Raw genomic sequence first — 13,537 nt, 5'->3', positions numbered from 1 at the left:
CGTCGATATAATTGAGATACGGTGAAGAAATAATCAGCCAGATAAAAAAAGCGGCCGTAGCCGCTTTATTGATGGTTTATAGTACGTATCGAGCCAGATCTTCGTCTTCGACTATATCCTGCAAACGCGCATTAACATAAGCTTCATCAATGGCGATGTCTCCTGCAGGCGCTTCAAAAGATACTTCTTCGAGTAGCTTTTCCATAACCGTGTGCAAGCGGCGTGCGCCAATATTTTCGGTTTTTTCATTCACTTGAAAAGCAATTTCTGCAATCCGAGCAATACCATCTTCGGTAAATTGTAATTTCACATCGTCTGTTGCCAGTAAGGCTGTATATTGTTCAGTCAGATTGGCATTTGTGCTGGTCAGGATGGCTTTAAAGTCGTCCACACTTAAATTTTTTAGTTCTACGCGAATGGGAAAGCGGCCTTGTAATTCAGGTATCAGGTCGCTAGGACGACTGAGATGAAATGCACCAGAAGCAATAAACAGTACATGATCGGTTTTAATCATGCCATATTTGGTTTGAACTGTTGTTCCTTCCACAAGTGGGAGTAAGTCGCGCTGAACGCCCTGACGTGATACGTCGCCACCATGGCGGTTGCTGTCTGTGGCAATTTTGTCAATTTCATCCAGAAAGACAATACCGTTCTGCTCTACTGCTTTGATGGCTTGTTCACGTAATTCATCTTCGCTAATGAGTTTGGCAGCTTCTTCATCCAGCAATATCTTCATCGCTGCGCTGACTTTCATTTTCTGCGCTTTGGTTTTACCCTGACCCATGTTGCTAAACATGTCTTGCAGCTGGTTGGTAAAATCTTCCATTCCTGGAGGACCCATTACCGACATGGCTGGTGAAGGAGTGGCGGCAATTTCAATTTCAATTTCTTTATCGTCCAATTCTCCTTTACGTAACATCTGCCGGAATTTTTGACGTGTATGATTTTCCGGTTGAGCCTCCTGTGGTTCTCCTGCAAAGCCAACTGTGCGAGGAGGAGGTAGTAGCGCATCTAAAACGCGGTTTTCTGCGGCATCCTGAGCTCGGTCGCGGTTTTTTGCAATTGTCTGGCTGCGGATGTTTTTCAAGGCTATTTCAATCAAATCTCGAATGATGCTGTCTACGTCGCGGCCGACATAGCCAACTTCAGTAAATTTGGTAGCTTCTACCTTGATAAAGGGTGCATTGGCCAGACGGGCAAGACGGCGTGCAATTTCGGTTTTACCTACGCCGGTGGGGCCGATCATGAGAATATTTTTCGGGACAATTTCACTTCGTAATGGTTCGGCAACTCTGCTGCGGCGGTAGCGGTTTCTCAGTGCGACCGCTACTGCACGTTTGGCCTGATTCTGGCCGATAATGTGTTTATCCAGTTCATGAACGATTTCGTTTGGTGTCATTACTACTGTACTCATCATGTTCCTATCATAGGGCTGAACCGATGCTAATGATTTAAACTATCGGTCAAGACAATTATAAGGTTTCGATTGTATGGCTCTGGTTGGTGTAGATGCAGATATCACCGGCAATTTCCAGTGATTTTTTAACCACCACTTCAGGTTCAAGTTCCGTATTTTCCATCAGTGCCCGCGCAGCAGACTGCGCGAATGCACCACCGGAACCAATCGCAGCAATGCTTTGTTCTGGTTCAAGTACGTCACCATTACCAGTAATCACTAAGGTATTTTTTTTGTCGGCTACAATCAGCATGGCTTCCAGTCGGCGTAAAGCGCGGTCGGTACGCCATTCTTTGGCCAGCTCAATGGCAGCCAGCATCAGCTTGCCCTGATGTTTCTGTAATTTGCTTTCAAACAGTTCTATAAGTGTGAAGGCATCGGCAGTACCGCCGGCAAATCCAGCCAGCACTTGATTGTTATAAAGTTTCCGTACTTTACGTGCAGTACCCTTAATAATAGTGTTCCCCAATGTCACTTGACCATCGCCACCGATGGCGACGTTTTCGCCGCGCCGAACGGAAATAATGGTGGTGCCGTCAAATTGTTGCATGTCTTATGATCCTTTGCTGATCAACAGTCGCCATAACTGTTGGGAAAAATAACTGCCTTTAAATAAGGGCGCTGATGCAGGCTTTCAAGACATCAGGATGAGAGTAAATAGGCCTAATGTATATGTCTGAAGTATGAGTTGCCGGATACAGCCAAAAGTTTAAGCCTGAATTGCATCAGTAAAAAAAACGGCAACCTCTGTGGCTGCCGTTTTTTAAACATGGTTACTTATTTTTTGTGTTTGTATACTTTTTTGGTAGTTACAGTTTTAGTAGTTCTAACAGTTTTTGTTTTTGCAGGAGCTGCAGCGACAGCAACGGTACCATTATCAACTACACAGTTTTGAGTAACGATTTGCGGAACAATTCTTTCCTGACCATTAACAACCTGTTTGCTAGGCTGTAATAAGCCTAAAGCGCCTACTTTATCTACAGTATCGCTAGTAGCAATTGCTGTTTTCCAAGTGATACCTTCAGGAGAAACGAATGTATTGTAATTTACGTCACGCGCATCACGCATCATCACTGGAGAAAGTTTACCCTGATAGTTTACCTGTGCAGCCACAACGTTTTGGCCTTGTAGACCATACATTACACGTAAGTTGTTTTTAGCGTTGCCAGTACCGCAAAGGTAAGATACTTCTTTACGTCCGTCAATCTGTACATTGGCAGTAGTAGCAGCGGCAGTTGCAGTTGATTGTGCAGCGGGGGCTTTGTGATGAGATTTGGACGCACAACCAGTCAGTGCAATCATTAACAACACAGCAGGAACTAGAACTTTTTTCATGACAACTCCTTCAAGTATTTATGAATAAATTATTAGATAACATAAGCCATGATACTTGGCTTAGGTAAAGAAGCAATAGATGTATCTTAGTCTTTTTTAGCTAATGTAGGTTAGTATTAAAAATGACCAAATAAACGTTATCGTTACTGAGTTAATAGTACATGATTAAAAAACTCTGCACAACTCAATGTTTTAAGAACATAAACTATTTATCACTTTGATAAAGGTAATATTTTAATTATTATTTTACCGGCATTTAATTTTCAAAATTTAACTTTGTTTGACTTGGTGTCTGTACCACGCTTCCGTTTTTAAGGTTGTAAGCTGTGAGACTTCCGCCCCATAGTGCTCCGGTATCGACACAAACAACATTGTCTTGATGGTACAGTCCTAATGCTGACCAATGGCCAAATAAAATAGTTCTGTCTGTGTTTTGTCTCGCAGGTGCTTTGAACCATGGCATTAACTGAGATGGCATATCACCAAGCATACCTTTGTAATCAAAATCCATGGCGCCATCAACGGTAAGTGCACGCATACGTGTGAAGCTGTTGGTAATAAAACGCAGCCGTTCATCGCCATTGAGGTTGTTGTTCCAGCGTACAGGTTTATTGCCATACATACGGGCAAAAAAATCTTGCGGATTGTTTTGTAATACGGTTTCCACTTCTACCGCTAGCCGTTGTGCCTGTTTGCAGTTCCATTCCGGCCAAATACCAGCATGCACCAGCACATAATCTTCTTCCTCACGGTAAAGAGGTTGCTGGCGTAGCCAGTCAATTAAATGTGTTCTGTCTGGGGCATTGAGAATGTCACTGATGGTGTCGCCACGCTTGAGTTTGCCATGACCGTAATGCAATGCGAGTAAATGCAAATCATGATTGCCTAGAATAGTCTGCATACAGCCATCATGCTGTTTGACCAGACGCAATGTGGCCAGAGACTGGGGGCCGCGATTGACTAAGTCACCAGTGAGCCAGATAGTGTCGGTACCGGGATTAAAATTTAGTTTATTTAAAAGCTGTTGAAATTCAGTCAGACAGCCTTGTATATCGCCAATCACATATTGCGCCATATTTACTCTCCAGTTCGTTCAGCTACAGGCAGTCTCAATACTTGCCTGTGCTGAACGAGTCTGACTGTTATTTTTCTAATACTAGTATAGCTTCAGCTTCTACCAGTACGCCTTTAGGTAACGCAGATACTTCTACCGCAGCACGAGCTGGATAGGGTGCAGTAAAGTATTGCGCCATAATTTCGTTGAAGGTGGCAAAATTGCTTAAATCAGTGAGATAGGCGTTTACTTTCACCAGGTCATTCAGATTACCACCGGCTGCCTGTGCTACAGCCTGTAGGTTTTTGAATACTTGATGAGCCTGCTCAGCAAAGCCGCCTGCAACAACTTGCATGGTCTCTGCTACCAAGGGAATCTGTCCAGACAGATATACTGTATCCCCTGCACGGACAGCCTGCGAATATGCGCCGATAGCAGCGGGTGCCTTATCAGTATGAATAATGGTTTTGCTCACAATGCTACTCCTTCGTATTAAAAGGGTTGTCAAAAAAAATCAGGCTTTCAGAAATAAAGCCAACAAGTCATTGAGAAAACTGCGTCCGAGTGTTGTAGGGCGCAGAAAGAATGGGTTGGCATCTAATAAGCCGCGTTTAACAGCTTCACTGATAGCTTGCTGGATTACTGACAGCGGAAGTCCGGTACGCTCATTGAACCATGCAGTAGGTACACCATCTGTTAAACGTAAAACATTAAGCATGAATTCAAATGGCAAATCCACGGCAGCAACTGACTGGCGGCTAATGACGCGTTGTGGTTGCCGCTGCATGCTTTGTATATAGTCTTTGGGATGGCGGCTGCGGGTGGTGCGCACAATTGACTGAGCGCTGGATATTTTACCATGTGCTCCGGCTCCGATACCGATATAGTCACCAAACTGCCAGTAGTTCAGATTATGCTGACATTGCTGATGCGAACGGGCAAAAGCCGAAGTCTCATAATGAATAAATCCGGCTTGCTTTAAAGCTGAATGCACGACTTCTTCTATATCGGCGAGGTGGTCTTCGTCTGGTAATTGTGGCGGCGGGGTATGGGCAAAAGGAGTGTTAGGCTCAAGAGTTAACTGATAGGCACTGATATGCTGTACACCAGTGGCAAGAGCAGTTTGAATATCTTCCTTTGCCTGCATAAGAGTTTGTCCGGGTAATGCATACATCAGATCTATATTTACTTTGGGAAACAGGGATAATCCGACTTCAATAGCTCTTAATGCATCATCACGACTATGAATACGTCCCAATGTGGCTAGCTTGTCGTCAGCAAAGCTTTGTACACCAATTGACAGACGGTTAATACCGGCTGCAGCGTACCCGGCAAAGCGTTGGCGTTCAAAGGTGCCTGGGTTAGCTTCCAGTGTTATTTCAGCAGCGGGCTGCAGATTAATGCGGGCACGTATACCACTCAACAATTGTTCCAATGACGCAGCAGATAGAAGACTGGGCGTGCCGCCACCAATAAAGACAGTATGTACCGTCCTACCCCAGAAATAGGGAAGCTCGGCCTCAAGATCGGTAAGTAAAGCTGAAATATAAGCCCGTTCATCAAGCTCTTGTTTCAACTGATGCGAATTGAAATCACAGTACGGACATTTACGCACACACCAAGGTACATGGATATACAGGGATAAAGGAGGTAAATTTGTCAAATTGGGCGTGGCTGTCTGGTTATTGTGCAATGGTAGAGAAAACTCAGACATGCAGATTTAAACCGGATTGTTGCTTTAATTTAGTGAGTAAAATATTCAGCGCCTGCGCACGATGGCTGACACGATTTTTTTCGTCTTGACTCATTTGTGCTGCTGTGAGGTGCTGTTCGGGAAGATAAAAATGCGGGTCGTAGCCAAAACCATTGTTCCCAGTTGCAGTGGATTGCCACAATCCGCGCCAGATGGCATCAGCAATGACTGGCTGTGGATCATCTGGATGGCGTACTAGCACCAATACACAGACGTAAAATACAGTTTTATCGCTGAATGGTTGTAAGTCTGCATCCAGTTTGGCATTGTTGGCTGCATCTGATTTGGGTTCTGTACCGGCGTAGCGGGCGGAATAAACTCCAGGTGCGCCTTTTAGTGCATTGGCACAGATACCTGAATCATCTGCCAATGCCGGTAAGCCACTATAGCGGCTGGCATGGCGGGCTTTTGCTAAAGCATTTTCAACAAAAGTAATATAAGGTTCTGGACATTCTGGAATATTGAATTCAGCCTGTGGCACTATTTCAATATTTAATGATTGTAGCAGACGCTTGAACTCAGTTAATTTACCCTGATTATTACTGGCAAGAACAATTTTATTCATGTTTAACATCTTTAGAAGATAAAGACCGATATATTTGCTGGGCAGCACGTTCACGTAATGTGAATGCCAACGCTGCAAACTGGCCTAATGAGCTAACAAATGCGAGTAAACAGCAAATCAGCGCAATATTGCGCTGATTTTGTACCCAATAATAGCAGCCCAATATTATCCAGCCAATAAACATGAATGTACATGATGCTAGAATAAGTAATAAAAGTTTGAATTTTGTCATTTACGCAGGCTCAAAAACAACAGTATAGCGACAAATATGTTTTATTACTTAAAATTTAATGATTTTGCGTTGGATCAGTTTCACGTTTTAATTCAAAAAAAATGTTAAAGCGTTAACTAAATACAAATCTAACAAAAGTGATGCCATTTAATACTCTAGATATTAAGATTTTTGTTTTTGTCCTAGTTTAGATAATTTCAAGCTTAATGGAATATCTACAATTAAACAAAATATACTGATGATGAAGCATACAGTGCTGTATATTGTAAGCTGTTGCTCTTTTTGAAAAAGAAAATAGCCAGTGTAAAGTGACACTATAAATACAATAAAGCTAATGCTAAGGAGAATTATTATTCTGAACATAGTATTTAAATGAAATGTATAAAAGTATAAAAAAATGTTATTTTATTGAAGTTTACCTTATTTGGTCTTGAAATTCCATATGTATTTTATTATTTCTAAAGATTGAATTCTAGTTAGTTTTTTGTGATGTTAAGATAAGATTTCTGTCTAACATTAATCAGTTTAATTGTAAAGGGTGCAATAAAAATCAATCCTGTAATAGCTATTGCAAAGCAGCACAGGCAATACCATAAGAAGTAATGGATATCTGTAAAAAAGATAGTACCCAATATAAATGCTTCAATAAACATGAATATACATGACGTTAGAATAATTAATAAAAATTGAATTTTGTCATTTACTCAGGTTCAAAAACAACTGTATAGCAACAAATTTTTTTATTACTTAGACATTAGGTGATTTTGTGTTAAATAAGTTTCACCTTTTAATTCTGAAAGATGTTAAAGCGTTAACTGTATACAATTCTGACAAATGTCATGCCATTTAATACTACTGATGAAAAAGCATACAGTACTATATGTTGTTAGCTGTTGCTCTTTTTGAAAAAGAGAAAAGCCAACGTAAAAGGACACCATAAACAGAATAAAGTTAATGCTCAGGGGAATAATTATTTTAATCATTGTATTTAAAATAAGTATAAAAAATTTTAAAAATTGTTATTTAAGTGTATCTTGCCCCATGTGATCTTAAAAATCATTTTGTATTTTATTTTTTCTAAAGATTGAATTCTAGTCATTTTTTTGTGATGTAAGAAGGAGTTTCTGGCTAACTTTAATCAGTTTAATTGTAAAGGGTGCAATAATAACCAATCCTGTAATACCTACTGCAAAACAACACAAGCTGTACCATAAGGGGTAACGGATGTCTGCAAAAAAGATGGTACCCATAATAAATGCAGCAATTATCAGTAAAGATAGAAAACTATAACTGATTATCATTTTTTCATATTAGTCGATTCAAGAATTTTATAAGATGAAAGCAAGTGTAGCTTAATTGCCAGCTATTGTATCTGATGAAGCATTTTCCTAGGTAATGGTTCTTAAAAATTTAAGATTATTGTGTTGATACTGTTTTATTTATCAAAATAATTTATAGTCACGATTTGATTATAAAAGAGTTGTCAAAAGTATCTTACAGTATTGTTTCACGGTAGTGTTTAACTCATATTTGAAGTTTCTAGAGAAAGATGGGCTATACCAAGCCAATAATGTAATTAACGATATTGATTTTTATATTAGGTTTGTATTTAGAGTTTAGCTGCTTGAAAAGTAAATAAAAAAATTTTGGGCAATGTTAAAAGGTTGCTGATAAAAAAGCCTGCTGTAGCAGGCTTTTGGTTTTTATCGCAACTGCTGATCAAGTTGCTGAATCCATTTTTTACCATCTTTACCGGTATAAGGTGTGCCGTCAACATTGGCTAGACTGACGCGTGTTCCTCCATCTTTCAATGGTTGAGCCAGTACCATCAAACGCGGCTGCTCTTTAGGCTGTTGCTGGCGTTCGATTTTTTTGCTGCGACCAAACATGCGGCTAAACAGCCCCGGTTTTTTGTTGGTTACAGATGAGGCTTCGGCAGCGGCCACTTCCACAAGATAGGCATACTGGCTCTGATTTTCTCCAATAACATTTAGACCTACGCGATCCAGTGCCAGAGCAACGCGGCGCCAGTTGCGTTCCTGTGGGCCAAGCAGATAAACACTACTGCCATCGGTTCTGGCCAAAGCGTTCTCATTCGGATTTTGCTGTTGAGCGGCTACCTGTTGCTGTACCTGTTTGGCATCTGCACCTAGATACTGCATGAAGCGTGCCAGAAATGCTGCTTCTAGTTCAGGTTCATTAGGGCGAGGCTGCCATGCGGTACTGTCACCATCTTTGCTGGTATAGACTTCTTTCATGCCTTTCTGGCTGAAGAATACATCAGTACCACCCTTATTGTTTCTTTCCAGCCGGATGGTAAACATATCACGTTCACCACTGGAGTAAACGCCACCCAAGCCAACTTTTTCAAATATACCGCGAATGGCATCTGAAGGCAGTTTGGCCCGATTTTCAGCCCAGTTGGTCTGCATCAGGCCGATAGATGGTTCTTCACGCTCTATAGTAAAGCCCTGTTCCTGCCAAAAAGCTTTTAATAGAGGCCATAACTCAGCAGCTTGTTTATTGTCTACCGTTAACCAGCGGATGCTGCCATCACGTTGAAAATGAATATCCGGTACTTGTGTCAATACCTGCGTATTGGCTGCGGGCTGGTTTTTGTTATTGCGTTTGTTCAGATCACTGGCACGGACGGCACCATTAATCAGCGAGCTGCCAGGAGCACTGAAACGATTACCTTGATTGGGATCAGTCAAATCTGGCGGTACATCCAGCTGAACAATTTTTTTATTGTCTGACTGATAATCGAGTTTAGGTAAGTTTTCTTTTTTGCTGGCACAGGCGGCAAGACTGGCTGCCAGCATGGTCAGGACAACGGTTTTACTTATATTCATATCGGCCACTTTCTGTGTGTATTTTTCTGATAGGGTAGGCTTATGTTCAGATTAAGCCGGCTTCGCGCATGGCAGCTGTTACTATAGTCTGTCCTGCTTCAGTCAGCTCCGTAATGGGCAGGCGGCATACCGGATTGATTTTACCGATCTGGGACAGTGCCCATTTAGTAGGTGCCGGACTGGGTTCGCAGAAAAGGTCGCCATGCAAACGCTGTAATTTATCATTCAGGCTTCGCGCACCGGCTATATCACCGCGTAGTGCAGCATGACACATGTCGGCAAACATTTTCGGAGCTACATTGGCAGTCACACTGATAACACCATGGCCACCGCATAGTAGGAATGCCATCGCGGTAGGATCATCGCCAGAGTAAACTGCAAAGTTTTCGGGAACATGTTTAAACAGATAACAAGCTCGGCCGATGTTGCCAGTGGCTTCTTTGATTCCGACAATATTTTCTATCTGAGCTAGCCGCAAAGCAGTATCCGGTTGCATATCGGCAACAGTGCGTCCAGGCACATTGTACAGAATCATCGGAATAGAAGTAGCTTCAGCTATGGTTTTGAAATGGCGGTATATGCCTTCCTGATTGGGTTTGTTGTAGTAAGGCACTACTGACAGTGTCATATCCGCACCAGCTTGCTGTGCTTCTCGAGCAAGATAAATAGCTTCGTGCGTATTATTTGCACCTGTACCGGCAATCACTTTAATGCGTCCGGCTACGTGTTCTACAGCAGTTTTAATTACGTTTAGGTGTTCATCAACACTAAGGGTTGCTGATTCACCTGTGGTTCCTACAGCGACAATAGCGTCGGTACCGGATTCGATATGCCAGTCAATAAGCTGTTTGTATTGGTCGTAATCAATACTACCATCTGCATGCATAGGCGTTACGATGGCAACCAGGCTGCCTGTCAACATAATTCTACCCTTTACAGGAGAGCTAAAAATGTGATGATTGTAGCGTATTTTATCCCTTGATGGAAAATAGGCCGTTCATAATGTGTTTTGATAAAAGAGGTTTGCTTGAGTTAAAGATTTTATTACTCAATTGTCTGATGTAGATTAAATGTATCTGCTTAGCTTAAAATACGGGGCTTTATATTCGTTTTTTGCAAGTATAAAGCAAATAAGAAAGGTTGAAATGGCCGATAATCCCTCTGTTCTTAAACAAGAAGAACGCTCTGATCTGGTCTATGGTCTGGAGGATAAACCTCCAGTTTTTAATGGTTTGCTGAGTGCATTAACCCATTTACTCGCTCTATTCGTACCTATGGTGGCTCCGGCTTTAGTGGTGGGCGGCGCACTGAAACTGCCGGCAGATATGACTGCCTATTTGGTATCGATGTCTATGGTTGCTTCAGGTGTCGGTACGTATATTCAAGTGCACCGTTTCGGGGTGATCGGTTCTGGGCTGTTATCGATTCAATCGGTTAATTTTTCATTTGTTACTGTGATGATTGCGCTAGGACTGGGCATGAAGGAAAACGGGATGAATGAACATACCATGATTTCTACTTTATTGGGCGTCTCTTTTGTGGGCGCCTTTTTAGTAGTCGGAGCATCATGGCTATTGCCGTTTCTGAAAAAAATTATCACTCCTACGGTAAGTGGTGTAGTGGTATTGATGATAGGCTTAAGCTTGATTCATGTCGGGATTACTGATTTCGGTGGGGGGCTCACCGCTAAAGCTAATCATACATTCGGTTCATGGCCGAATCTTGCTCTTTCTACTTTTGTTCTTTTTACCGTACTGTTATTTAACTGCTTTCGCAATGCATGGTGGCGTATGGCAGGTATTGCGGTTGGTTTGATTTCTGGTTATGTAATCGCCATTTTTATGGGTATTGTTGATTTTTCCAATCTGCATGATCTGCCGCTGATTACCATTCCAATTCCATTCAAATACGGTTTTGCTTTTGACTGGCATGCATTTATGGTAGCAGGTACCATTTATCTTCTGAGTGTATTTGAAGCTGTTGGTGATTTAACTGCTACTGCTATGATATCCAATCAGCCGGTGGACGGAGCAGCATATACTAGCCGCTTACGCGGTGGCGTCATGGCCGATGGCTTGGTTTCTGTAATTGCTACCGCACTTGGTTCGTTGCCGTTAACAACATTTGCTCAGAATAATGGTGTGATTCAGATGACCGGTGTTGCATCTCGCCATGTAGGCAAATACATTGCAGTGATTTTGGTGATATTGGGCTTGTTCCCTTGGGTTGGCGCAATTTTTACCACTATTCCGAGCCCGGTTCTTGGTGGTGCAATGGTGGTTATGTTTGGTCTGATTGTTACAGCAGGTATCCGTATTATTATCACAGCTGGTATTCGCCGCCGGGAAGCAGTTATCTGTGCTACTTCTTTAGGATTGGGGTTGGGCGTAGCTTTTGAGCCGGAAGTATTTGCTCAATTGCCTATTCTGTTTCAAAACCCGATTTGTATGGGGGGTATTGTGGCTATCATACTGAATATTTTACTGCCCCATGATAAAAGTGAACCAGCAGTGTATTTGAGTGATGATATTCCTCATTAATTTATTTATGCTGAATGGAAGACTGCCTTTTTAAGGCAGTCTTTTTATTATGTAAAAAAAACGTTATTAGTAATTTATTTTTCTCTGGTAAGTAGATTATCACCATCGGTAGGATGCAGACGAGCGAATATCCAGCTGGAAAGCAGGGTAAAGACGCCCAAAATAATGAATGTGACACGAAAGGCACTAGTGATATTTTGATGTATAAAGCTGGCTCGGCTAAGGTTTTGTAAAAGTAAGGCACCGATCGCGATACCAAAACTTAAAGCAAGCTGCTGATTAACTGCCATTAGGCTAGTACCACTGCTTACTTGATTAGGCCGCAAATCAGCCAGTGTAATGGTATTCATACCGGTAAACTGTAATGAATTACAAGCGCCGAGTACGCACAGATGAAGCAAAATAAGCCATTGTGGGGTAGCAGCACTGATAAATGCCAGAGACATTATAAGTATGCCGATGATACGTGTGTTCCATGCTAATGTGTTGCGGTAGCCGAAATGGTTCATTAATGGTTTCAGGAAAGGTTTGGCAAATATTGCAGCCAGTGCCAACGGCATCAGTAGCCAACCTGAATTGACTGCATCGTAGCTGAATGCAACCTGAAACAGTAAGGGTAATAATAAAGGTAAAGCACTCATACCCAAACGGCTGACAAGGTTACCGGCCAATCCGAGACGAAACGTGCGTACCAGAATCAGATGAGGTGGATACAAAGCGCGGTTGTTCTGGCGTGCATGTGCTAAATAGGCAAATAATGCACCAATTCCGGCAGCTGCCATCATACAGCCGAAAAGAATGTTATTTGCGTGAGACATGGTTTCAAAGGTCAGAGTCATGCAAAATGCGGACGCAGAAAATAAAAAGAAACCTAATCCGTCAAAATAATTAGCCGGCCGGTTAAAATCGGGCATGATGTACCATGTGACCAGCAATCCCAGCAGACCAATTGGTACGTTTAATAAAAAAATCCAGTGCCAGCTCATATAGACGACCAGATAACCACCAATAATCGGTCCTAATACTGGGCCGATAAGTGCTGGCATAATGGCATAATTCATAACGGTAATCAGTTTAGAGCGGTCATAGGCTTGCATCATGGTTAATCGTGCTACAGGAGTAAGCATGGCACCACCCAATCCCTGAATAATCCTAGCTAATACCAGCAGGGGTAAATTGTTGCTGGCTGCACAGAGAACTGAACCGATAATAAATATGACCATTGATCCCATGAAGAGCTTGCGGGTACCTAATTTGTCCGATAAAAAACCTGACAACGGCATCATGATGGCCAGCGTCAGTGCATAGGCAATAATTGCCGATTGCATATTCAAAGGCGATTGTCCTAAATCCGCAGCCATGGAAGGCAGAGCAGTATTCAGGATGGTGGCATCCAGCTGCTGCATGAAAATTGCTATTGCTAGTAATATAGGCAAATAGCGTGAAGGTTTTGTTGTGCTAATGGTAGCCATTGAAGCTGTTGATAACGATTATGATTTAATCCATTATAACAGAATCATGTTGTGTTCCATTAGGCAGCATTGATACATTATCAGTTGGGTATGCCAATATGTTGCTATGAATTATGGCTGGTAAAAGCTTTACTGCTGTCTAATATTGATGAGCTCAGATATTGATGTTGATTACTCTCAATTGATGGTTTTATATCTATATTTAAATGTTCAAATTATTAATAGAAAATAATTTTATTTATTTCAGATTTGTTTTCAAAAAATATATGTGTTGATTG

At 41.8% G+C, this 13,537-nt stretch carries 12 protein-coding genes; 1 reads left to right on the top strand and 11 read right to left on the bottom strand.

Features of this window, described 5'->3' with window-relative positions; translation table 11 throughout:
* Window positions 1–76 precede the first annotated feature (76 nt).
* The 10 genes from hslU to dapA form a co-directional block, all read right to left on the bottom strand.
* On the bottom strand, window positions 77–1,414 hold the full coding sequence (gene hslU / locus ACQP6D_RS02135) for an ATP-dependent protease ATPase subunit HslU (RefSeq protein WP_427857313.1): 1,338 nt from the start codon (window positions 1,412–1,414) through the stop codon (window positions 77–79).
* Between the two features lie 58 nt (window positions 1,415–1,472).
* Window positions 1,473–2,006, bottom strand: a complete 534-nt coding sequence (hslV, locus tag ACQP6D_RS02130) for an ATP-dependent protease subunit HslV (protein ID WP_100139982.1) — start codon at window positions 2,004–2,006, stop codon at window positions 1,473–1,475.
* A 227-nt stretch (window positions 2,007–2,233) separates the two neighbouring features.
* Complete coding sequence (locus tag ACQP6D_RS02125) at window positions 2,234–2,791, bottom strand: hypothetical protein (RefSeq protein ID WP_267408086.1); 558 nt, start codon at window positions 2,789–2,791, stop codon at window positions 2,234–2,236.
* 256 nt (window positions 2,792–3,047) lie between these two features.
* On the bottom strand, window positions 3,048–3,866 hold the full coding sequence (locus ACQP6D_RS02120; protein ID WP_370387934.1) for a symmetrical bis(5'-nucleosyl)-tetraphosphatase: 819 nt from the start codon (window positions 3,864–3,866) through the stop codon (window positions 3,048–3,050).
* Window positions 3,867–3,933: 67 nt separating this feature from the next.
* Window positions 3,934–4,320, bottom strand: a complete 387-nt coding sequence (locus tag ACQP6D_RS02115) for a RidA family protein (RefSeq protein ID WP_267403648.1) — start codon at window positions 4,318–4,320, stop codon at window positions 3,934–3,936.
* Window positions 4,321–4,359: 39 nt separating this feature from the next.
* Window positions 4,360–5,559 carry a radical SAM family heme chaperone HemW gene (hemW, locus tag ACQP6D_RS02110; protein ID WP_427857312.1) on the bottom strand — a complete coding sequence of 400 codons (1,200 nt, stop codon included), beginning with the start codon at window positions 5,557–5,559 and terminating at the stop codon, window positions 4,360–4,362.
* Entirely contained in the window at window positions 5,552–6,163 is a 612-nt protein-coding gene (gene rdgB / locus ACQP6D_RS02105) for an RdgB/HAM1 family non-canonical purine NTP pyrophosphatase (protein ID WP_100152413.1), read from the bottom strand. The genes hemW and rdgB overlap by 8 nt, the downstream gene beginning before the upstream one ends.
* Window positions 6,156–6,395 (bottom strand): NGO_0222 family membrane protein, encoded by a 240-nt coding sequence (locus ACQP6D_RS02100; RefSeq protein WP_427857311.1) that lies wholly within the window; start codon window positions 6,393–6,395, stop codon window positions 6,156–6,158. Before ACQP6D_RS02100 ends, rdgB begins: the two co-directional genes overlap by 8 nt.
* A 1,703-nt stretch (window positions 6,396–8,098) precedes the next feature.
* Window positions 8,099–9,247, bottom strand: a complete 1,149-nt coding sequence (bamC, locus tag ACQP6D_RS02095; RefSeq protein WP_267408082.1) for an outer membrane protein assembly factor BamC — start codon at window positions 9,245–9,247, stop codon at window positions 8,099–8,101.
* 46 nt (window positions 9,248–9,293) lie between these two features.
* Window positions 9,294–10,169: a 4-hydroxy-tetrahydrodipicolinate synthase gene (dapA, locus tag ACQP6D_RS02090; RefSeq protein WP_267390124.1), complete on the bottom strand. Its 876-nt coding sequence runs from the start codon at window positions 10,167–10,169 to the stop codon at window positions 9,294–9,296.
* Window positions 10,170–10,392: 223 nt separating this feature from the next.
* On the opposite strand from dapA, the gene ACQP6D_RS02085 reads away from it, so the two are divergent.
* A complete protein-coding gene (locus ACQP6D_RS02085) occupies window positions 10,393–11,787 on the top strand; it encodes a nucleobase:cation symporter-2 family protein (protein WP_427857310.1) in 1,395 nt (464 codons plus the stop codon).
* A 74-nt stretch (window positions 11,788–11,861) separates the two neighbouring features.
* Here ACQP6D_RS02085 and ACQP6D_RS02080 read toward each other — a convergent pair whose 3' ends face one another.
* Entirely contained in the window at window positions 11,862–13,259 is a 1,398-nt protein-coding gene (locus ACQP6D_RS02080; protein ID WP_100139994.1) for a DHA2 family efflux MFS transporter permease subunit, read from the bottom strand.
* Between the last annotated feature and the right edge of the window lie 278 nt (window positions 13,260–13,537).

Origin of the sequence: Snodgrassella sp. CS2, assembly GCF_050310315.1 — a bacterium.
Lineage (GTDB): Bacteria > Pseudomonadota > Gammaproteobacteria > Burkholderiales > Neisseriaceae > Snodgrassella > Snodgrassella alvi_E.
This window is presented reverse-complemented; position numbering and strand designations above follow the sequence as displayed.

Excerpts from the sequence above, each read along its gene's own strand:
- hslU (WP_427857313.1), bottom strand. The coding sequence starts at position 1,414 with ATGAGTACAGTAGTAATGACACCAAACGAAATCGTTCATGAACTGGAT.
- hslV (WP_100139982.1), bottom strand. The coding sequence starts at position 2,006 with ATGCAACAATTTGACGGCACCACCATTATTTCCGTTCGGCGCGGCGAA.
- ACQP6D_RS02125 (WP_267408086.1), bottom strand. The coding sequence starts at position 2,791 with ATGAAAAAAGTTCTAGTTCCTGCTGTGTTGTTAATGATTGCACTGACT.
- ACQP6D_RS02120 (WP_370387934.1), bottom strand. The coding sequence starts at position 3,866 with ATGGCGCAATATGTGATTGGCGATATACAAGGCTGTCTGACTGAATTT.
- hemW (WP_427857312.1), bottom strand. The coding sequence starts at position 5,559 with ATGTCTGAGTTTTCTCTACCATTGCACAATAACCAGACAGCCACGCCC.
- rdgB (WP_100152413.1), bottom strand. The coding sequence starts at position 6,163 with ATGAATAAAATTGTTCTTGCCAGTAATAATCAGGGTAAATTAACTGAG.
- ACQP6D_RS02100 (WP_427857311.1), bottom strand. The coding sequence starts at position 6,395 with ATGACAAAATTCAAACTTTTATTACTTATTCTAGCATCATGTACATTC.
- bamC (WP_267408082.1), bottom strand. The coding sequence starts at position 9,247 with ATGAATATAAGTAAAACCGTTGTCCTGACCATGCTGGCAGCCAGTCTT.
- dapA (WP_267390124.1), bottom strand. The coding sequence starts at position 10,169 with ATGTTGACAGGCAGCCTGGTTGCCATCGTAACGCCTATGCATGCAGAT.
- ACQP6D_RS02085 (WP_427857310.1), top strand. The coding sequence starts at position 10,393 with ATGGCCGATAATCCCTCTGTTCTTAAACAAGAAGAACGCTCTGATCTG.
- ACQP6D_RS02080 (WP_100139994.1), bottom strand. The coding sequence starts at position 13,259 with ATGGCTACCATTAGCACAACAAAACCTTCACGCTATTTGCCTATATTA.